This is a genomic window from Mesorhizobium sp. NZP2077 (genome assembly GCF_013170805.1).
Classification (GTDB): Bacteria; Pseudomonadota; Alphaproteobacteria; order Rhizobiales; family Rhizobiaceae; genus Mesorhizobium.
On the sequence record NZ_CP051293.1, the window covers coordinates 7,096,487 to 7,115,668 of the forward strand.

17 protein-coding genes and 1 pseudogene are annotated in these 19,182 nt (G+C 59.0%); 14 read left to right on the forward strand and 4 right to left on the reverse strand.

All coding sequences use genetic code 11. From position 1 onward, the window contains the following. Positions 1-484: 484 nt before the first annotated feature. Positions 485-2,380, reverse strand: a complete 1,896-nt coding sequence (locus HGP13_RS34840) for an ABC transporter ATP-binding protein (RefSeq protein WP_246707495.1) — start codon at positions 2,378-2,380, stop codon at positions 485-487. A gap of 34 nt (positions 2,381-2,414) precedes the next feature. Here HGP13_RS34840 and HGP13_RS34845 point away from each other — a divergent pair, with 34 nt between their 5' ends. The 13 genes from HGP13_RS34845 (at position 2,415) to HGP13_RS34905 (ending at position 13,959) form a co-directional block, all read left to right on the forward strand. Continuing rightward, the gene (locus HGP13_RS34845) at positions 2,415-2,570 is read left to right on the forward strand and encodes a hypothetical protein (RefSeq protein WP_172234388.1); all 156 of its coding nucleotides are present in this window, start codon (positions 2,415-2,417) and stop codon (positions 2,568-2,570) included. Between the two features lie 524 nt (positions 2,571-3,094). Next, positions 3,095-4,351 carry a cysteine desulfurase NifS gene (gene nifS / locus HGP13_RS34850; RefSeq protein ID WP_172234390.1) on the forward strand — a complete coding sequence of 419 codons (1,257 nt, stop codon included), beginning with the start codon at positions 3,095-3,097 and terminating at the stop codon, positions 4,349-4,351. Continuing rightward, entirely contained in the window at positions 4,332-4,715 is a 384-nt protein-coding gene (gene nifW / locus HGP13_RS34855) for a nitrogenase stabilizing/protective protein NifW (protein ID WP_172234392.1), read from the forward strand. The genes nifS and nifW overlap by 20 nt, the downstream gene beginning before the upstream one ends. 184 nt (positions 4,716-4,899) lie before the next feature. Continuing rightward, a complete protein-coding gene (locus tag HGP13_RS34860; RefSeq protein ID WP_172234394.1) occupies positions 4,900-5,751 on the forward strand; it encodes an electron transfer flavoprotein subunit beta/FixA family protein in 852 nt (283 codons plus the stop codon). Positions 5,752-5,771: 20 nt separating this feature from the next. Beyond that, complete coding sequence (locus HGP13_RS34865; protein ID WP_143976578.1) at positions 5,772-6,875, forward strand: electron transfer flavoprotein subunit alpha/FixB family protein; 1,104 nt, start codon at positions 5,772-5,774, stop codon at positions 6,873-6,875. A gap of 11 nt (positions 6,876-6,886) precedes the next feature. Beyond that, positions 6,887-8,194 (forward strand): FAD-dependent oxidoreductase, encoded by a 1,308-nt coding sequence (locus tag HGP13_RS34870; RefSeq protein ID WP_172234396.1) that lies wholly within the window; start codon positions 6,887-6,889, stop codon positions 8,192-8,194. 12 nt (positions 8,195-8,206) lie between these two features. Next, complete coding sequence (locus HGP13_RS34875) at positions 8,207-8,506, forward strand: ferredoxin family protein (RefSeq protein WP_006333856.1); 300 nt, start codon at positions 8,207-8,209, stop codon at positions 8,504-8,506. Positions 8,507-8,664: 158 nt separating this feature from the next. After that, positions 8,665-10,425, forward strand: a complete 1,761-nt coding sequence (gene nifA / locus HGP13_RS34880) for a nif-specific transcriptional activator NifA (protein ID WP_172234398.1) — start codon at positions 8,665-8,667, stop codon at positions 10,423-10,425. A 249-nt stretch (positions 10,426-10,674) separates the two neighbouring features. Then, a complete protein-coding gene (gene nifB / locus HGP13_RS34885; RefSeq protein WP_172234400.1) occupies positions 10,675-12,156 on the forward strand; it encodes a nitrogenase cofactor biosynthesis protein NifB in 1,482 nt (493 codons plus the stop codon). Between the two features lie 32 nt (positions 12,157-12,188). Next, positions 12,189-12,383, forward strand: a complete 195-nt coding sequence (locus tag HGP13_RS34890; RefSeq protein ID WP_027056561.1) for a 4Fe-4S dicluster domain-containing protein — start codon at positions 12,189-12,191, stop codon at positions 12,381-12,383. Between the two features lie 90 nt (positions 12,384-12,473). Beyond that, complete coding sequence (locus HGP13_RS34895) at positions 12,474-12,800, forward strand: nitrogen fixation protein NifZ (RefSeq protein ID WP_097574885.1); 327 nt, start codon at positions 12,474-12,476, stop codon at positions 12,798-12,800. Continuing rightward, a complete protein-coding gene (gene nifT, locus HGP13_RS34900) occupies positions 12,797-13,009 on the forward strand; it encodes a putative nitrogen fixation protein NifT (protein ID WP_097574884.1) in 213 nt (70 codons plus the stop codon). The genes HGP13_RS34895 and nifT overlap by 4 nt, the downstream gene beginning before the upstream one ends. A 41-nt stretch (positions 13,010-13,050) precedes the next feature. Next, complete coding sequence (locus tag HGP13_RS34905) at positions 13,051-13,959, forward strand: SIR2 family protein (protein ID WP_172234402.1); 909 nt, start codon at positions 13,051-13,053, stop codon at positions 13,957-13,959. A 1,043-nt stretch (positions 13,960-15,002) separates the two neighbouring features. Here the strand turns inward: HGP13_RS34905 and HGP13_RS34910 are convergent. The 3 genes from HGP13_RS34910 to HGP13_RS34920 form a co-directional block, all read right to left on the reverse strand. Beyond that, a complete protein-coding gene (locus HGP13_RS34910) occupies positions 15,003-15,971 on the reverse strand; it encodes a GDP-L-fucose synthase (protein ID WP_172234404.1) in 969 nt (322 codons plus the stop codon). Positions 15,972-16,043: 72 nt separating this feature from the next. Beyond that, the gene (gene gmd / locus HGP13_RS34915; protein WP_172234406.1) at positions 16,044-17,144 is read right to left on the reverse strand and encodes a GDP-mannose 4,6-dehydratase; all 1,101 of its coding nucleotides are present in this window, start codon (positions 17,142-17,144) and stop codon (positions 16,044-16,046) included. A 142-nt stretch (positions 17,145-17,286) separates the two neighbouring features. Beyond that, a complete protein-coding gene (locus HGP13_RS34920; protein ID WP_172234408.1) occupies positions 17,287-18,276 on the reverse strand; it encodes a nodulation protein NodZ in 990 nt (329 codons plus the stop codon). Between the two features lie 462 nt (positions 18,277-18,738). Here HGP13_RS34920 and HGP13_RS34925 point away from each other — a divergent pair. Beyond that, a pseudogene (locus tag HGP13_RS34925) lies at positions 18,739-19,116 on the forward strand (IS481 family transposase); the annotation flags it as partial. Between the last annotated feature and the right edge of the window lie 66 nt (positions 19,117-19,182).

Sequence of the window (19,182 nt, forward strand, 5' to 3'; positions counted from 1 at the left end):
GCGAGACGCTGCAGCCAGCTTACGCAATCCCGCGCGGCGAGACGCAGGTCCGTATCCTTCGAGCTCGGCATAAGAGCGGTTGAGCGCAGACGACAATCAAGATCTTGTTCCCGACGTCGACGCGGGCGGTGAGCGCATATTGTGAGGGTGTCGATTTGGCGACGCCCCTATGCCAGAGAATGCGGATCTCGCGTCGATCCGGCGCGTTGCTTTCCTTCGCTCCATTGATCGCATCAACCAGGCAAATGATCGCGCGGCGGCTGCCGCCTCAGGAGGAAGCCTCAAGCGCCGTGCCGGGAACCCAGGACGCAGCTCATAAAAAATTGTCTTCATCGCATTGATGGGTTTGCTCAAGAGCGCGGCAGGAAGACAGGCCGGCACCAGGCGTGTCGTGGATTGGACAAGCCCGACGACAGGTTGCGGCCGCCTTTTCAGGAACGGCCCGACAGGATTGCTGGGGAGGCAAGCTGAATTCACGCCGCGTTCAACCGCGTTGCACATTGGTCTCATTCCACCCCCTTGTCAGCTCCAAGGCCTGCCGCTCGAACAGGCGGCGGTAGATGCCGTCGCGACGGATCAGCGCGGCATGGTCGCCCTGCTCGGTGATGCAACCACGGTCGAAGACAAGCAGCCGGTCGAGTTCGCGCACCGTCGAGAGCCGGTGCGCAATGACGAGCGTGGTGCGCCCGACCATGAGCCGCTCCATCGCTTTCTGGATCAGCACCTCCGATTCCGAGTCGAGGCTCGATGTCGCCTCGTCCAGAATCAGGATCGGGGCATCGGCGAGGAAGGCGCGCGCTATCGCCACACGCTGGCGCTCGCCGCCTGAGAGCTTCACGCCGCGTTCGCCGACCAGCGTACCGTAGCCGTTCGGCAGGCGCGCAATGAAGTCATGCGCGCTGGCGAGCCGGGCCGCCTGCTCGACGTCGGACCGAGAAGCACCCGGCCGCCCATAGGCTATGTTCTCGGCCAGCGAGCGGTGGAACAGGAGAGGCTCCTGCTGTACGATCGCGATCTGCGAGCGCAGCGAGGCCTGCGTCACCCGCGAGATGTCCTGCCCGTCGATCAAGATTCGTCCAGCATCCAGATCGTAAAGCCGCTGGATGAGCTTGACGAAGGTGGTCTTGCCGGAGCCAGAGGGGCCGACCAGACCGACCCGTGCGCCGGCCTCAATCGAAATCGACAAGTCGCTGTAGAAGGGCGACCAATGATTGCCGTAGTGGAAATGGACGCTCTCAAAATCGATGTGACCCTTCGTGATCCGGATCGGCTTGGCGCCCGGAACATCGGCCACGTCGGGCGGCTGGCTGTAGGTTTGGACCAGTTCCTCCATCTCATTTACAGAGCGCTGGATGTTGCGCACGTGTATGGAAACATCACGCAAGTAGCCATATAGGACGGTGAAAGACCCGAGCACCAAGGCGATGTCACCTGGGGTAGTCTGGCCGCGCGACCACAAAAATAAGGCATAGCCGATCAAAGCCGCTCTCAGTGCAAGAAGCATGATCCCCTGGAATGCAGCACTGACCGTCCCGCGCACCCAGGTCCGGAGGGTCCGGTGCCGCCACTTGGAGATGACTTTCGCCAGACGATGATCTTCCCGCACCTCGGCGCCGAAGCCTTTGACCACCGCGTTACAGCTGATCGCGTCCGCAAGCGAGCCGCCAAGCCTCGTATCCCAGTTGTTGGCGAGGTTTGCGGCTGGCGCCACATAGCCGAGCGACAGGACAATGATCAGCGCCACATAGCCAACCGAGCCGCAAGCGATGATCAGCCCCATCATCGGCCAATACCAGCCGAGCAGAACGCTCGACCCCACGAGCATGATGAGCGACGGGAACAAGGCAAGAAGGATCGTGTCGTTAAGGAGGCAGAACGCCCACATGCCGCGCGTGATCTTGCGCACCGTCGAGCCGGCGAAGGTTTTCGCATGCCAATCGGTCGAAAAGCGCTGGACGCGATGGAACGCGTCGCTGGCGATGTCCGACATCATCTTCAGAATGAAGTCATTGACGGCAATGAAGGCGATGTTGCGCATGACGACGGCGCCGAGTGCGAGCGCAATCAACATTGAAAAGGCCGCAAGAGCCGCATCCCACACGACGGCGTCGGCTGCCGCTCCTTGGGCGACCGCGTTTACGAGCCGTCCGGAATAGAGCGGCGTCAGAACGTCAAGGAGCGTTGCCACCAGCACCGCGACTATAATGATCGCGAGCCGGACCGGCTGCCTGCTCCAGTGGCGTATGGTGAAGGCGAAAACGTCGCGAAAGGCGGCGCCGCGTAGATCGATGTGAAAACGCCGCGTGGCTTTGTACGAGCGCAGCAGGCCGCTCGGTCTCAAGAAACCCGAAATGGAAGGTCTGCGTGAGGACGAAAACATCGCTCGGAATGCGGGTGGCTGATCTGGAGCTGACATGTTGCTTTCTTTCCTTCGTTCCATCGATCGCGATGTCACCCGCGAGATGAATATCGGCCGCAGGCACGCGCTGCCCTACGACGAGAGAACCGCAAAAACCGCGCCAAAGGCTCAGAAAGAAGCTCAGAAGAATTTTCTGCATATTCTACAATGACAAACGAGATCTCAGCAGGGCAACCGGGGCGTAACAGTGCCGTGTCGCGCACTCGACAAACCCGACAGGACGCCTCGGTCGCGCGGGCGTCCTTGGCGAACGGCCTGACAGGATTGCTCCTCACGCGAGGCGGAATCTACGCCCGATTCAACGGCGTTCCGCGTTGAACAATTCCCGCCGATGTCGGAAATGCGACATAGCAGTGCTGGAGCCATCATATTGTTTTGAAATGATTCCCTTCTTTGGCACGGTCCATGCGTAGCTCTTCGCGAACGTGTCCGGCCTGAAGGAGAGACAGTCCATGATCCAGCGCACCGAAAACGCCGTGGCCTAAAGACCGCGCTTGCCGGGGGCCGAGCCGGCGCAACGCTGGCGCACCAAGGTCGAGACGGGTTACCGCGCCGGCGCCAAGAAGCGCGCAGGCCGAATGTGGCCGCGGCAACTCCTTCGGCTAACCATCATCATCATCATGACAGACCGGGCGTGCGCTTTGCGTGATTGCGCTCAGGAGAAGGATCACATCCATGAGACCTGTTTATCTGGACAACAACGCAACGACACGGGTCGATCCTGAAGTCGTTCAAGCAATGCTGCCGTTTTTTACCGACCAATTCGGCAACCCTTCGTCGAGCCACGATTTTGGCGCTTCCGCCGGGGCGGCGGTGAGAAAGGCGCGCCGGCAGGTGCAAACGCTGATCGGCGCGGAGTTCGACGACGAGATCACCTTCACCTCGGGCGGGACGGAAAGCGACAACGCGGCGATCCTTTCGGCGCTCGAGGTGATGCCTGAGCGCACAGAGATCGTGACTTCCGCAGTCGAGCATTCGGCCGTGCTGACGCTTTGCGCCGACCTTGAGAAGACGCGCGGCATCAAGGTGCATAGGATCCCGGTGGATCACCACGGCCGGCTCGACTTCGACACCTATAAGGCCGCCCTCACCCCGCGCGTGGCGATCGTCTCGATCATGTCGGCGAACAACGAGACCGGAACCATCTTCCCGGTGGTGGAGTTTGCTGAGCTGGCCAAGGAAGTCGGCGCCCTTTTCCATACCGACGCGGTGCAAGCGGTCGGCAAGCTTGCAATCGACTTGAAATCGACGGCAATCGATATGCTGTCTCTGTCTGGTCACAAATTACACGGACCGAAAGGGGTCGGCGCACTTTATGTAAAGCGGGGCGTCCGCTTCTGTCCGCTGATCAAGGGGGGAGGCCAGGAGGGCAACCGCCGCGCCGGCACGGAGAATACGCCAGGCATCGTCGGTCTCGGCGTGGCCGCCGATCTTGCCTTGAAATTCATGCACGACGCGAACACACGGGTCAAGGCGTTGCGCGACCGCCTGGAGAAGGAACTTCTCCAGCGCATCCCACACGCCTTCGTCGCCGGCGATTTGCTAAAGCGGTTGCCGAACACCGCAAACATCGCCTTTGAAGATATCGAAGGTGAGGGCATACTGCATTTCCTCAATCGCGAGGGCATCGCCTGCTCCTCCGGCTCTGCTTGCGCCTGCGGCTCGCTGGAGCCGAGCCACGTCTTGGTGGCGATGAATATCCCCAATAGCACAGCACACGGCGCAATCCGTTTCTCCTTTTCGCGCAACAACGGCGAGGAGGACGTCGACCGGGTGCTCGAAGTCATGCCCGGGATCGTTGAGAAGCTGCGTCAGCTTTCCCCATCTGCCAGCCAGGTCAGAGGACTTCAATCAGCTCCAGGCCTGGGCGACAACGCAAACCCGACCACCGTTTCGGGCCCAGGAGAATGCAATGCGCAGTTGTTTCGCTGAAAGTCGTGCCATCGATGTCACCGACATCCTCGCCCGGCTGAAGAGCCTGTCGGCTGCGGAGGAGTTCTTCGCAGTCCTTTGCATCTCTTATGATCCGAAGGTGCTCAATGTCTCACGGCTGCATATCCTCAAGCGCATGGGACAATATCTCGCTGAAGAGGATTTCGCCGGTCTTCCCGACGGGGTGATCGCCGCGCGGGCGCGTGCGACGTTGGAACGCGCCTATGAGGATTTCGCGACATCCTCGCCACTCACCCACCGGGTCTTCAAGGTGCTCAAAGAGCACGATCCCGACAAACCGGCCACTCGGGACCACACCTTTGTCCCGTTCGAGTCGATCCTGAGGCGGTTCGGGACAAAATGAACGCGACACTAGTGCGACGCGACAAGGTCGAAAAGCCGACAAACCCGGTCATCACGACGGCACCTTCGAAACAAACCAACCCCATGTCAAAGGGAACAGAGCAACGCAAAACGGTTGGCACGAATGATGCTGCGAAGGAGATGAACGCCAGGGCCGCTTGCGGATTGGAGCCGAGAAAGACGCAATGCACATTGTAATCTGTATCAAGCAGGTGCCGGACTCCGCGCAGATACGTGTCCACCCGGTGACGAACACGATCATGCGCCAGGGTGTGCCGACCATCATCAACCCTTACGACCTGTTCGCCCTCGAAGAGGCACTGAGATTGCGCGACGCCCATGGCGGCGAGGTCACCGTGCTTACGATGGGTCCGCCGATGGCAGAAGATGCGCTGCGAAAGGCGCTCACCTATGGCGCCGACCGCGCGGTACTCTTGACCGACCGCTGTTTTGCCGGCTCCGACACGCTGGCGACGTCCTTCGCGCTTTCTCGCGCAATCGTGAGAATTGGTGAGACCTTTGGCGCGCCGGACATCGTCTTCGCCGGCAAGCAGACGATTGATGGCGATACCGCCCAGGTCGGGCCCGGCATCGCCAAGCGCCTCGGCCTCCTGCAGTTCACCTATGTGGCGAAGATCGGCTCTATCGATGTCGATGCGCGCGAGATCACCGTCAAGCGCCGTTCGGAAGGCGGTACGCAGATGCTGAAAAGCAGGCTGCCTTGCCTCGTCACAATGCTGGAAGGCACCAACGAAATCCGCAGGGGCTCGCTCGACGACGCCATGCGCGCCGCGCGCAGCCAGATCGTGAAATGGAGCGCGGCCGAAGCTGGCATTGACGACCTCAACAAATGCGGCCTGCGCGGCTCGCCGACGGTCGTCAAGCGCGTTTTCGCCCCAACCACGCGGGCGGAAAAGGCGACGCAGATCGACATGACCGACAAGACGCAGCACGACCTCGCTGACGAACTGATCGCCGCAATCTTTACCCGCCAGCCAGCGCTGGAACACGAACTCGCCTTCGACGGCGGCCAGTGACGGGACGGCAAGGAGAGATGATGTCGAACGCGAACCGCGAAGCCCCTCCTTCCGCCGGCCGTGCCGGCATCAAGAGGGAATTGCCTGAGCACTTTAGGGACTATCGGCACGTCTGGGTTTTCATCGAACTGGAACGCGGCGAGGTCCATCCCGTGTCCTTCGAACTGCTTGGCGAAGGCCGCAAGCTCGCCGACAAGCTAGGCATGCAGCTTGCGGGGATCGTGCTCGGACCGCCGGGTGAGGCCACTCAGCATGCCATTGCCGAGGCCTTTGCTTACGGCGCCGACCTTGTCTATCTCGTCGAGGCACCGTTGCTTGCCGACTATCGCAACGAGCCTTTCACCAAGGCGATGACGGATCTGGTCAATACCCACAAGCCGGAGATCCTGCTTCTCGGTGCGACCACGCTCGGCAGGGATCTCGCTGGCTCAGTAGCGACGACCTTGCTGACAGGGCTCACTGCCGACTGTACCGAACTCGATGTTGTCGACGGTTCGCTCGCCGCGACCCGTCCGACTTTCGGCGGTTCCTTGCTATGCACGATCTATACGCTCAACTACCGGCCGCAGATGGCCACCGTACGACCGAGGGTTATGGCCATGCCACCGCGGACGGATAAGCCGGTCGGGCGTGTCATCCGGCACAAGCTGTCAATGACCGAGGAAGAGATCATCACCAAAGTCCTTGGCTTCAACCTCGATCGCCAATCGGCAAAGGCAAATCTCGCCTACGCCGACATCGTGGTTGCCGGAGGCCTCGGTCTCGGCTCAGCGGAGAATTTGCAGCTTGTGAAGAATCTAGCGCGGGCAATCGGCGCCGAATATGGCTGTTCGCGCCCGCTGGTCCAGAAGGGCTGGATGCCGGCCGATCGGCAGGTTGGCCAAACGGGCAAGACCATCCGGCCAAAGCTCTATATAGCGGCCGGGATTTCCGGCGCCATTCAGCATCGGGTTGGCGTGGAGGGGGCTGATTTGATCGTAGCCATCAACACCGACCCGAACGCCCCGATCTTCGACTTTGCCCACCTCGGCATCGTCACCGATGCAATCCGTTTCCTGCCGGCATTGACGGAAGCTTTCACCCGGCGGCTGTCGCCGCATAGCCACGACAAGCTTGCGAGCTAAGGGAGACGGCCATGATCGAGGAAGAATTCGACGCCATCGTCGTCGGGGCCGGTATGTCCGGAAACGCGGCCGCCTACACCATGGCAAGCCAGGGCCTGACGGTGCTGCAGTTGGAGCGCGGCGAGTATCCGGGCTCCAAGAATGTCCAGGGCGCCATCATGTACGCCGACATGTTGGAGCAAATCATTCCGGATTTCCGGGATGATGCACCTCTCGAGCGGCATCTGGTCGAGCAGCGATTCTGGGTGATGGACGACACCTCCCACACCGGGATGCAGTATCGATCGGACGATTTCAACGAGGCGAAGCCCAATCGCTACACGATCATCCGCGCCCAATTCGACAAGTGGTTTTCGCGCAAGGTGCGCCAAGCCGGCGCGACGGTGCTGTGCGAGACGACGGTGACCGAACTTGTCCGCAGTGCCAGCGGCAAGGTGATCGGCGTGCGCACCGACCGGGCTGGCGGGCCGATCTACGCGGACGTCGTCGTGCTCGCAGAAGGTGTCAACGGGCTGCTCGGTACACGGGCCGGTCTGCGCAAGATGCCGAAGCCAGAAAGCGTGGCGCTCGCTGTCAAGGAAATGCATTTTCTACCCGATGAGGTCATTGAGCAGCGGTTCGGCCTCCAGGGCGACGAAGGCTGCGTGATCGAAGCGGCGGGCACGATTTCCCGCAGCATGGCCGGACTGGCCTTCCTCTACACCAACAAGGAGTCGATCTCTCTCGGCATCGGCTGCCTCGTCTCCGATTTCGCCCAGACAATGGAGAGCCCTTACGTCCTCCTCGACGCCTTCAAAAACCATGCTTCGATCCGGCCGCTGATCGCGGGCTCGGAAGTCAAGGAGTATTCCGCGCATCTCATTCCCGAAGGTGGCTACAAGGCAATTCCGCAGCTCTTCGGCGACGGTTGGGTGGCGGTCGGTGATGCCGCCCAACTGAACAACGCTATCCACCGCGAGGGTTCGAACCTCGCCATGACTTCCGGCCGCATCGCGGGCGAGGCAATCATTGAGATCAAGGGCCGCAACCAGCCGATGATCAGGAGGAACCTCGCCCTCTACAAGACCATGCTGGACAAGTCCTTTGTAGTCAAAGACCTGATGAAATATAAGGACATGCCGGCCCTGATACACACCAATTCCCGCAATTTCTTCATGACTTACCCGCAGTTAATGTCGCAGGCCGCGCAGAACTTCATGCGGGTCGACGGCACCCCGAAAATCGAGAAGGAAAAGGCGACCACTGCTGCCTTCATCAAGGCGCGTTCGCGCTGGGGGCTGATCAGCGATGTGGTCCGCCTGGCACTCGCGTGGCGCTGAAGGAGAAACAGGATGACGATGGCCGTGACGAAGTTACGTGTCGAGGAGAAGCTTTATCAGAATCGCTATCTGGTCGATCCGGGCCGCCCGCATATCAAAGTGCGACCGCACGAGAGGCCGAGCGCGAACCTGCTCGCGCTGACACACATCTGCCCGGCCAAGTGCTATGAGTTGAACGACAAGGGACAGGTGGAGACGACTTCCGACGGCTGCATGGAATGCGGCACCTGTCGCGTGCTGTGCGAGGCCAGCGGTGAGATCGTATGGAACTACCCGCGCGGCGGCTTTGGCGTTCTCTTCAAGTTTGGATGACTGGCGCAAAGAGCGAGAAACGAGAGGCTCGCAATTGCGGTCAAGACCGCCAATATCGTTCAAAATTGCCCGAAAAGCTGAAAATACTATGTTTCTGGAACTCGAAATACAAAAAAGGGGTTGGGAGGAGCACCTTGGACAACCCTTGAGGTGTTTGCATGGCTCACATGCTTCCAGATCAGGTCGGTGAAATTGTATCTCGGAACACCCCGCCTGAACCTGCGGTCGAAGCGGCGCGCAATGCGGACAGCTGGCTCAGGGGAGTCTACGAGATATCGAAGATTCTGACTGCCCCGACCCGGCTGGAGATTACGCTTGCCAATGTCGCGAATATCCTCTCCTCGTTTGTGCAAATGCGTCATGGCGCAATCGTCGTCCTGGACGCTGAAGGAGAGCCGCAGATTAGCGCAACTACCGGCGGCGCTGTGCCTCGGTCAGCCATCGGCAGTGTCATACCCCAGGCCGTAATAGACAAAATCGTCGCTACTGGAGTGCCGATCGTCATACAAGACACAAACACGTCGGAGCTGTTTCAGGCTGATCCTCAATCGACCAGCGGCACGATCGCAACTGCGTTTATCGGTGTCCCGCTAAAGGCTGAGGAAAAGATCTTCGGGACGCTGTCGATCGACCGCGTCAGGAACGGTACCACCGAGTTCCGTTACGAGGAGGACTTACGTTTCCTGGCCATGGTCGCCAATCTGGTCGGCCGGACCATTCGCCTGCATCGCACTTTGAGCACAGCTGGTCAGCGACTTATCGAGAAGCAATCGAGACCAGAGCAGTCGCTCGACGAGGACAGGACCCATCCGGCCCGACATCCGCATGTCAAGGTCGACGGAATCATCGGAGAAAGTCCCGCACTCAAGCAAGTGCTGGAGATCGTCTCGGTCGTGGCCAGGACCAATTCCACCGTGCTTCTGCGAGGCGAAAGCGGTACCGGCAAGGAGTTCTTTGCACAGGCCATCCATAGGCTTTCACATCGGAGGGAGAAATCCTTCGTCAAATTGAACTGCGCCGCACTGCCCGAAAGCGTCTTGGAATCGGAGCTCTTTGGCCACGAGAAGGGCGCCTTCACCGGAGCTATCCTGCAGCGCGCCGGCCGGTTCGAATTGGCGAATGGCGGAACCCTGCTGCTTGATGAAATCGGCGAGATTTCGCCTGCCTTTCAAGCCAAGCTATTGCGCGTCTTGCAGGAAGGAGAACTGGAGCGAGTGGGCGGCACCAGGACCCTAAAAGTTGACGTGCGGCTCATATGCGCCACCAACAAGGACCTCGAGACGGCTGTCCGGAATGGAGAGTTCAGGGCCGACCTTTATTACCGCATCAATGTGGTGCCAATAGTCCTGCCTCCCCTCAGAGAGCGGCCGGGCGATATTCCACGCCTTGCCAAAACTCTCCTCGATAGATTCAACAAGGAGAACCATCGCGATCTTGCCTTCACGCCGTCGGCGCTTGACCTGATCTCGCAATGCTATTTCCCTGGCAACGTGCGTGAGTTGGAGAATTGTGTGCGACGGACGGCCACACTTGCGCGTTCAATGACAATAACTCCGTCGGATTTCGCCTGCCAGAACAGCCAGTGCCTTTCTTCGCTTCTGTGGAAAGGAGTCGGCCGTTCGCACGGCGCCTATGCCGTCGACGAGTTCGCACGTGGCAATATGATGCCGGTTGGATCGCCGCTGCCTGCCATGCGAGTCGGCCCCTCCCAGAATGAGGCATCGCCCGGCGAGACCTGCGACCCCAACCATCCAGCTTGCCCAGCAATGAACCAGCGTCTGACGGAACGCGACCGACTGATCGATGCGATGGAGAAAGCCGGCTGGGTTCAGGCCAAGGCGGCTCGTTTCCTCGGTCTCACGCCGCGGCAGGTCGGCTATGCTCTGCGCCGGCATCATATCGAAGTGAAGAAGTTCTAACGCCATTGATGACACCACATTTGGGAGCGCGGTTGCTGCCCGCACCGGGCGTAACTGAGACAAGACGTCCCTTTTCGCGTTGCTTTTGACCGTTGTCGGCGACCTGACAAAACCGTGTCGCAGGAAACGGACACAATTGGACACAAAAGGCCGACGTAAAGCCAGCATGACGGATAAAGACCGCTTTTCGAGTTGGCATATCTCTTGCGCTCTGAAGTGCGATGTTCACACCACGCACGGAGCCGTTCGATGTCCGCACCGATGATTTCGCTACAGAGCCTTTCCGGCACGACTGTCTTCGATCAGTTGCCGGCGGGAGCGAAATCCGGTGCCTGCGCATCTTCATCCTGCGGCTCCTCCGCAAAGCCGCACGAGATGGACTCGGCTGTCTGGGAGAAGATCAAGGATCATCCCTGCTTTTCAGAGGAAGCGCACCACTATTTCGCGCGCATGCATGTGGCGGTCGCCCCAGCCTGCAATATTCAATGCAACTACTGCAATCGCAAATATGACTGCGCCAACGAAAGCCGGCCTGGGGTGGTTTCGGAAAGGCTGACGCCCGACCAGGCGCTGCGCAAGGTGATCGGGGTTGCCAACGAAGTGCCGCAGCTTTCCGTGCTTGGCATCGCCGGACCGGGCGATGCCTGTTACGACTGGAAAAACACAAAGGCGACATTCGAACGGGTCGCCAAGGAAATCGCCGACATCAAGCTGTGCATCTCAACCAACGGGCTCGCGCTGCCAGACCGCGTCGCCGAGCTTGCCGAAATGAATGTCGATCACGTGACGATCACCATCAACATGGTCGACCCGCGGATCGGTGCCAAGATCTATCCATGGATCTTCTATGACAACCGCCGTTATACCGGCGTTGAGGCAGCCACGATCCTGCACGAACGACAGATGTCGGGGCTGGAGATGCTGACGGCGCGCGGCATCCTCACCAAGATCAATTCGGTGATGATCCCCGGCGTAAACGATGAGCACCTGATCGAGGTGAATAAATGGGTCAAGGAGCGCGGCGCGTTCCTGCACAATGTCATGCCGCTGATTTCCGACCCGGCACACGGTACGCATTACGGCCTGAGCGGGCAGCGCGGCCCCAAGGCAATGGAGCTGAAGGCCCTTCAGGATCGTCTCGAAGGCGGCGCCAAGTTGATGCGCCACTGCCGGCAGTGCCGGGCCGATGCTGTCGGCCTGCTCGGCGAGGATCGTGGCCAGGAATTCACGCTCGACCGGCTTCCCGACAAGGTCACGTACGACGCCAGCAAGCGCGAGACATATCGGGCAGTGGTCGCTCGCGAGCGGGGCGACCGCATGGCGGCCAAGAGCGAGGCGCTCGGGATGGTCAAGACCGCGGGCTCCGGCAAATCGCTTCTGGTCGCGGTGGCGACCAAGGGTGGCGGCCGCATCAACGAACATTTCGGCCATGCGAAGGAATTCCAGGTTTATGAGGCCTCGCCGAAAGGGATCAGCTTCGTCGGTCATCGCAAGGTCGAGCAGTATTGCCTCGGCGGCCGGGCCGAGGACAAGAGCCTCGACGGCGTCATCTCTACGCTCGAAGGCGTAGACATCGTGCTGTGCGCGAGAATTGGAAATTGCCCCAAGGATCGTCTCAAGGAAGGTGGGATCCGAGCAACGGATGCTTACGGGTATGACTACATCGAGACCGCGATCGGCGCGCTTTACGCCGCCGAGTTTGGGAGTGAGCCACTGGCTGCGACGGCCTGAGCCGCCTCATTCTAACCGAACCGGAGTTGAAAATGGCCTTTAAGATCATCGCTTCCCAATGCACCCAGTGCGGTGCCTGTGAGTTTGAATGCCCTTCGGGCGCGATCAAGTTCAAGGGCGAGACCTACGTGATCGATCCGATAAAGTGCACCGAATGCGAGGGGACCTTCGAAACGCAGCAATGCGCCTCGGTATGTCCGGTGTCGAAAACTTGCGTCCCCGCCTGACCTCCATTTCGGCTACCGACACGGTCGAGGCGCCTCCGCAGGACCATTGACCTCCTGTTGGAAAGCTGCAGCCGAGAGAAAGGAACGGCCATGAGCCTCGGACGCGAACAGGACATCGAAATCCGTACACCGCCGCGATTCATGCCGGGTGAGCGGGTCCGCGCCACACGCCACATAAAAAATGACGGCACCTATCCGGGCAAGGAGATCGGTGAAAATCTGGTGCGCAAAGGCGACGAGGGCTATGTGCGCGACATCGGCACCTTTCTCCAGCAGTTCTACATCTATGCGGTCGAATGGATTGATCGCGGCACCGTCGTCGGCATGCGTGCGCGGGAACTCATGAGCCTTGAGACGGCTGGGATTCGTTGCAGTGCCGAAATCGGTGCTGGGTTTGACGAAGGAACGGCCCGATGAGGGTAATGATCCGCAGGACCGGTGCTGGCTTGTCGGCCTATATTCCCAAAAAGGATCTCGAAGAGCCGATCATCAAGGTCGACAACGAACACTTATGGGGTGGGGCCGTGACGCTGAAGAACGGCTGGCGGTTAGTCCTGCCCGACCTTCCGCGGGATACGCCTTTGCCGATTACCGTCGAAGCAAGGAAGATTTCCGACGAGGACTGACCTTCGGGTTTACACAAAGAGAGCGGCAAAGGGATACGAGCATGAACACAATGACCTCGGGCCATCTCGTCGTCATTCGGGACAGTTTTGCCGAAAGGCAGCTTGACCTTTTGAAGAAAGGGCTCGCGGCCGATCAGGTCATTCCCTATCTCGGCCCGGGTCTGCTTGAGATCCGCTCCGCGGGACCGCCCGTACCCCATACCCCCGAAGCCGTTGCCGCAGCGCTCAACAAGCGCGCGCCAGCCCCTTCGAAGATTCGCACCAACATGTGGTCGGTAGCGCAGTATATCGAACAGCGCCGGCACCGCCGGACGCTTCAAGTTTGGATGGCCGAAATATTCGCGGCCCCGGTGGTGCCGACCATCTTGCATGCCTGGCTTGCAACGCTGCCGCTCTCCGTGATCGTCGACAGCTGGTACGACGGTGCCATGCGCGCGGCCCTAATACAGACCCGCCGAACGGACGTCGTCGAAATACAGGGCGTAACACGGGCGCACGAGATCGGTGACATTTGGACGAAAGCCTACGATTTGTCCGGGATGTTACTCGAATCCGCACCAGCGGCGAAGACGGTTCTCTACGCCCCTCACGGCGGTGCCAGGCCGGCCGCAAACTTCCTCGTCGCAGATTCCGACTACGTTGAAGTGCTGAGCGAAATCGACATCCAGACGCCGATCCCTGACCTGGTGAAGGAACGGCGAGCCAGCCGTGGTCTTTTCTTCCTCGGCTGCCGCTTCAATGATCAGATGCTGCGCACCTATGCCCGACAGATCATGAAGCGCTCCCATGGCCCACATTTTGCGGCAATCGATACAGCACAGCTGACCAAGAACGAGCGTCGCTTCCTTGCAGAAAGGGCAATCACGGTCATTGACATGCCGACGGGTCAAGCCGCGGCCCGTCTCGTCGGACTGGGCGAGACATTGCATTCCAAACGGGGAATCGTTTGAGCCATTCCCAGACGCCTCCACACTGCCGAAAAGGTAAAACGGGCAATTGACTTCCGGGTTTTTCAACAACTCCGAGAGGCGCTCTGAAAAGCTACGACGGTTATTGCATTCGAGGCTGCAGCGGATATGGCATTCGATGCTGCGGATGAACACAGCGGCGACGGGCTCGAACCAGCCGAGCAGACCATAGTCTGGCGCCATGGTTGTCGCGGCGACCGGTCGCAGCTGATCGGCTTCACTTGGCCGTAAAGCAGTGGCACGGCATGATGATCAGGGCCGGTTGGGGTCGATGCCAATCGAGCTAAGGCCAAGCGTGCTCACCGCATAGGCGGTCACCTGCCACTGCCATCCCAGAGCGTCAGGATGATCGCGTTGCGCGACAGCTTGGCGCGCCGCAGACGCGAGCGATTTGGTTCAGGGCAGCCCGCTTCGCCATCAACGAGACCCGCTGCTGCATGAGTTGTAACGCCCGCACCACGGCGCCGCGAATCCGCGCTTGTGGCGCCATGACCTTGAGGCGAGTGAGTCCGGCGCTAACAACGCAGACTGAACCAATCCGATCAGCCCGGCCCATGCCGGAGAGCACGGCGACCAATGCCGCCAGCTACACCACGCAGCGGGACAACGGCTAAGCGCTAGTTGAAAAGCATACGTCGACGTCCGCCATTTCCGCATGCACCGCCTTGGATAAGGCCTGCCCCGAGGCATGATGCGGGCCTGGTTGGCTTTCGTGTCGATGCCGGCTTCGTAAGCAGCGGCTCCCGCGAGGTCGAGCAGTTCCAACTGGCGGCTTGAGGACGGCGCTCACGCACAGCCGTTCCAGGTGCGGCCGGTTATGCGGCCTTCCCCCTTCCCATTGGCTTGGGCAAGCTTCTGGGTGATCCTCTGCGTCGCCGGTCGCAGAGAGGTCGGGTCTGCAACGTTAGCACAGGCCAATATTGCGGCCGCCTCGGTATGTATGCGTCCCTCTCTTCTGTTTGGCCTGACTGAACAAGCTTGCACCCGGTCGGACATGCAGTCCAACCAGGATGCGCGCTTCCACATCAAGCCGCATGTAGGCGAAGAAAATCCTCATACGTCGCTTGCAACCCGGCACCAAGAGACGTTTTGGCTTTCCAGCCAAGGTTACGCAAGCGCGTTACGTCCAGTAGCTTGCGCGGAGTACCGTCTGGCTTCGTCGTGTCGAACACCAAATTGCCCTCCCAGCAGACCGCCGCCTTGACGAGTTCCGCCACCTCGCGAATTGTGACGTCCTCACCAACGCCAACATTAATCAGGGGCGCAGTGTCGGGGGCTGTCAAGGCGTCAAAATCCGAATCTGGCAGGCCAAGCAGGAACGCAATGGCATCGCCTACATCCGACGAATACATAAACTCTCGCCGAGGATTTCCGGATCCCCAGACCCCCACAGAGGAGGCGCCGTTCATTTTAGCTTGATGAAAGCGGCGTATCAGAGCAGGCAGAACGTGACAATTTTCGGGGTGATAATTATCGCCGGGACCATATAAATTGGTCGGCATCAACGCGAGATAGCGCGCCTTGTACTGCCGGTTGAAAGACCAGCACGATTCGACACCTGCAATTTTTGCCAAAGCGTAGGGACGATTCGTCGCTTCAAGCGGACCGGTGAGAAGGTATTCCTCCCGTATCGGCTGCGGACAGTCGCGTGGATAGATACACGAGGAGCCAAGAAAAATCATCCGTTCGACGCCGGACGCGTAAGCGGCATCAAAAACACTGAGTTGAATCGCTAAGTTGTTATGAAGGAAATCGACAGGGGAGCTAGCGTTCGCCAGTATACCACCAACCTTTGCGGCGCACATAACGACGTAATCTGGCCGCTGCGACATGAAGAACTTGCGCGTCTCGCTCCGGTCAAATAGATCCAGTTCGTCGTGAGTACGTGTTATTATCTCATAGGATCCTAACGCCTCGAGGGCTCTCATTGTGGCGGATCCAACAAGGCCGCGATGGCCTGCCACATAGACTTTCTTCATCTTTTTGTTTTCCATTGTTAACGCTCTGAGCGCTCCTTAAGAAGGCCACCATAGCACTGACAACAACCCAGCATGGCGCCGCCGTTGTCAGCATAACTCTCGTGGACTGTGTGAATAATAACCCTGCTTCATCAGCACTGCGTCACGCTCTGCCATGCGCAAATCTTCCCGAACCATCTCCCTAACCAATTCGATGAAGGAGATTTTGGGCTCCCACCCAAGTTTTTCTTTCGCCTTGCGGGCATCGCCGAGAAGTGTCTCGACTTCTGCAGGACGAAAATAACGGGGATCTACTTTTACGATCAGAGCTCCTGTCTTTGCATCGTACCCCTCTTCGTCGATCCCTTCCCCCACCCAACGAACACCGATGCCGAGTTCAGCGGCCGCGACGCTGACGAATTCGCGCACCGAATGTTGCTCACCGCTAGCGATCACAAAGTCTTCAGGTTGCTCCTGCTGCAGCATCAACCACTGCATCTGGACGTAGTCTCGTGCGTGCCCCCAATCGCGACGCGCATTAAGGTTGCCCAAGAATAGAGTCCGCTGCATTCCAAGCTTGATCCGAGCCAGGGCGCGCGTGATTTTGCGCGTTACAAATGTTTCTCCGCGCGCGGGTGACTCATGATTAAATAAAATGCCGTTACACGCATATAAATTGTAAGCTTCTCGATAGTTTACGGTGATCCAGTGAGCATACAATTTGGCAACAGCGTAGGGTGATCGGGGGTAGAACGGTGTCGTCTCGGTCTGCGGCGTTTCCCGCACCAGCCCGTAGAGCTCAGACGTCGACGCTTGGTAGTAGCGCGTATGCTCGACGAGCCCCAGGATCCGAATTGCCTCGAGGATACGCAGCGCACCCAAGGCATCGGAGTTCGCGGTGTATTCTGGTTCTTCAAAGGAGACTGCAACGTGGCTCTGAGCTGCCAAATTGTAAATTTCGTCCGGCTGAACCAGTTGGATGACACGCGTAAGGCTGGACGAGTCTGTCAAGTCCCCGTGGTGAAGTGTAAGATCAACGCCACCTTCATGAGGGTCATGATAGAGATGGTCTATACGGCCCGTATTAAAAAGAGACGATCGTCTCTTTATCCCATGCACAGAATAGCCCTTTTCTAAAAGCAATTCTGCGAGGTAGGAACCGTCTTGCCCCGTGACTCCGGTGATTAAAGCGACTTTTCTCTTTGACAAGCTTGAATCCTTTTGATTTTGACGCGCCCATGAAAATGCTCGCCTGCGGCGGGATTGCGTGGCGAGAAAGGGGCGCATTGGGCAGGGCGAACGGGGGCCTCTTCGCGAAGGCAAGAGAGAGTTCGAGCGGGATGCCAGCCTTTCATGGAGCCGGGGAACGTTCGAAAGAGTTGTCGATCAAGATCAAACGACGCGGGTCATTCAAATCGAATTCGATAATTCGTGGCACGAAGAGGCGGGCATAGCGGGTGAAGGCGCTAGTCGGAGGAAAGCGAATAACAGTGTCGCATCGACCGAGGAGATACATCTCAACGAGAGCGGAAAAACCCCCGTCGGTGCCCAGTGCTGCACTGTGTAAGGGGCCGGCCTGATCCGCCTGGAAGCGTTTTGGGACGGTGAAAAGTTCGGGAAATACGCCCGACAGGTGATCAACAACCTTGGCGCTGTCTGTACACAAGAACACCCTTACAGGTCTTGAATGCGGTTGCGCCTTGGCCATACGGATGGCAGTGCATACCTGCTCTAAGGCAACTTTCGGATCAGCCCAAAAAGGTGCGTGATCCATAATATCTTCGCCGTTGCCGTGGCGGACATGGACTCCAATTATGCTGTGCCCGTCAAAATGTTCCTGGTAGAGCGCTTCAATGCGATTCTCAATTTCGACCCTCGGTGTGATGCTCCTAAATATGGTTCGCTCGGCCTTTTCATCGCAGCGCCACATCAAGCAAGCATCACACACCACCGTGTTGGCTTCACAATCATCTTGGGCCTGGAAAAGATCGTTAAGCTCGTCACGTTCTTGGAAAATCTGTTCATCCGGACGGTACACGCAGTCGATGGATGGCTTGTTCCACCACGACGGGAAGAAGGGACCAGGGAATGAGACGTGGTTGATCTGGTCATCGCAAATGACCCGTACACCACCGATATTCTCAATTGGCTTGAAGAAAGCTGGAAAGGCATTCGCAAACGGGTTGTCAAGGTAACAAGAGCCGCGCCAATCTATTGCTAAAGCTCGTCCCGTCCGATGTGCGTAGTCCCAAGCCGACGCGAGAGACCACAGGCAATCACCGAGACCCGTGCGCCGTCGAGAAACAACGAACCGATCGTTCCTTGAGCGATCAACAAGCATCTAAATTGCCTCTCTCCAGAACACCACAAGCCTCAGCTTTGCTGCTGCGTTTGAGGCAAGCGCCTGCGCAATTCGGGGAAGATTGTCGTGCTGTGCCAATGCGATGTAGCTTGCGTCTGTCGCGGAAGTGCATGGCCGCGATGGACGCGCGCCTGGGCTGGTCTTCCGCGCAGACCAGAAAATGCTCTTCGGAGCCAACGCAAACATCAACCACTTTCCTTAAGGCTGCTACATTCTTGAATTCTTTCTATGCATCGTGCCGTAACATCGGTAAAATCGTCTGTTTCGATGAAACGCATCCACGCCATGGATGGCTAGTGACATGGGTTCCAGAGCGTTGGCTGTGAACCCTCTCGCTGTGCTCGACGCACCGCTAACCCCAGCGGAACCTCACGGTGACAGCACGCAGCATCGACCTAAGTGAGCCGGCCATGAGCGCGGGCCGCGGCCACGAAGTTTCGACTGGGCCAGGTTCTGCATGGGAGCGCCACAAAGAAAGAGGCGATGCGTCGAGCTGTAAGCGAGCCTGAGCTCGCTTTCGAAGCGCTATGCCATCAACCCCAAGACGGTCGCGAAGTGGAGGAGCGGAGTTCGACCGCCGATCTGCCCACCGGCCCCAGGGAGCCGAGATCGAAGGTTCTGTCTGCCGTAGAAGAGGACCGTTGTTGTGGCCTTCCGCCGCAACACACTGCTGCCGCTGGACGATTGCCTCTACGGCCTTGCAGCCGACGATCCCGCATCTGACGCGCTCTTCATTGCACCTATGTCTGCAGCGCAAGCATCGGCTTCTTCCAAATTGATATTGCGGAGATCCCAACCGAACAGGGCAAGCTAAACATCAAGGCCTTTGTACCGGGGCACCGCCTGTCGCGAACCTTCGCGCCCCTCTGTCCCGCCGGCACCAAA

What these genes read in the sequence shown, in the direction of transcription:
- HGP13_RS34840 (WP_246707495.1), bottom strand. Translation starts at nt 2,380, where the DNA reads ATGTTTTCGTCCTCACGCAGACCTTCCATTTCGGGTTTCTTGAGACCG.
- HGP13_RS34845 (WP_172234388.1), top strand. Translation starts at nt 2,415, where the DNA reads ATGTTGCTTTCTTTCCTTCGTTCCATCGATCGCGATGTCACCCGCGAG.
- nifS (WP_172234390.1), top strand. Translation starts at nt 3,095, where the DNA reads ATGAGACCTGTTTATCTGGACAACAACGCAACGACACGGGTCGATCCT.
- nifW (WP_172234392.1), top strand. Translation starts at nt 4,332, where the DNA reads ATGCGCAGTTGTTTCGCTGAAAGTCGTGCCATCGATGTCACCGACATC.
- HGP13_RS34860 (WP_172234394.1), top strand. Translation starts at nt 4,900, where the DNA reads ATGCACATTGTAATCTGTATCAAGCAGGTGCCGGACTCCGCGCAGATA.
- HGP13_RS34865 (WP_143976578.1), top strand. Translation starts at nt 5,772, where the DNA reads ATGTCGAACGCGAACCGCGAAGCCCCTCCTTCCGCCGGCCGTGCCGGC.
- HGP13_RS34870 (WP_172234396.1), top strand. Translation starts at nt 6,887, where the DNA reads ATGATCGAGGAAGAATTCGACGCCATCGTCGTCGGGGCCGGTATGTCC.
- HGP13_RS34875 (WP_006333856.1), top strand. Translation starts at nt 8,207, where the DNA reads ATGACGATGGCCGTGACGAAGTTACGTGTCGAGGAGAAGCTTTATCAG.
- nifA (WP_172234398.1), top strand. Translation starts at nt 8,665, where the DNA reads ATGGCTCACATGCTTCCAGATCAGGTCGGTGAAATTGTATCTCGGAAC.
- nifB (WP_172234400.1), top strand. Translation starts at nt 10,675, where the DNA reads ATGTCCGCACCGATGATTTCGCTACAGAGCCTTTCCGGCACGACTGTC.
- HGP13_RS34890 (WP_027056561.1), top strand. Translation starts at nt 12,189, where the DNA reads ATGGCCTTTAAGATCATCGCTTCCCAATGCACCCAGTGCGGTGCCTGT.
- HGP13_RS34895 (WP_097574885.1), top strand. Translation starts at nt 12,474, where the DNA reads ATGAGCCTCGGACGCGAACAGGACATCGAAATCCGTACACCGCCGCGA.
- nifT (WP_097574884.1), top strand. Translation starts at nt 12,797, where the DNA reads ATGAGGGTAATGATCCGCAGGACCGGTGCTGGCTTGTCGGCCTATATT.
- HGP13_RS34905 (WP_172234402.1), top strand. Translation starts at nt 13,051, where the DNA reads ATGAACACAATGACCTCGGGCCATCTCGTCGTCATTCGGGACAGTTTT.
- HGP13_RS34910 (WP_172234404.1), bottom strand. Translation starts at nt 15,971, where the DNA reads ATGGAAAACAAAAAGATGAAGAAAGTCTATGTGGCAGGCCATCGCGGC.
- HGP13_RS34920 (WP_172234408.1), bottom strand. Translation starts at nt 18,276, where the DNA reads ATGCTTGTTGATCGCTCAAGGAACGATCGGTTCGTTGTTTCTCGACGG.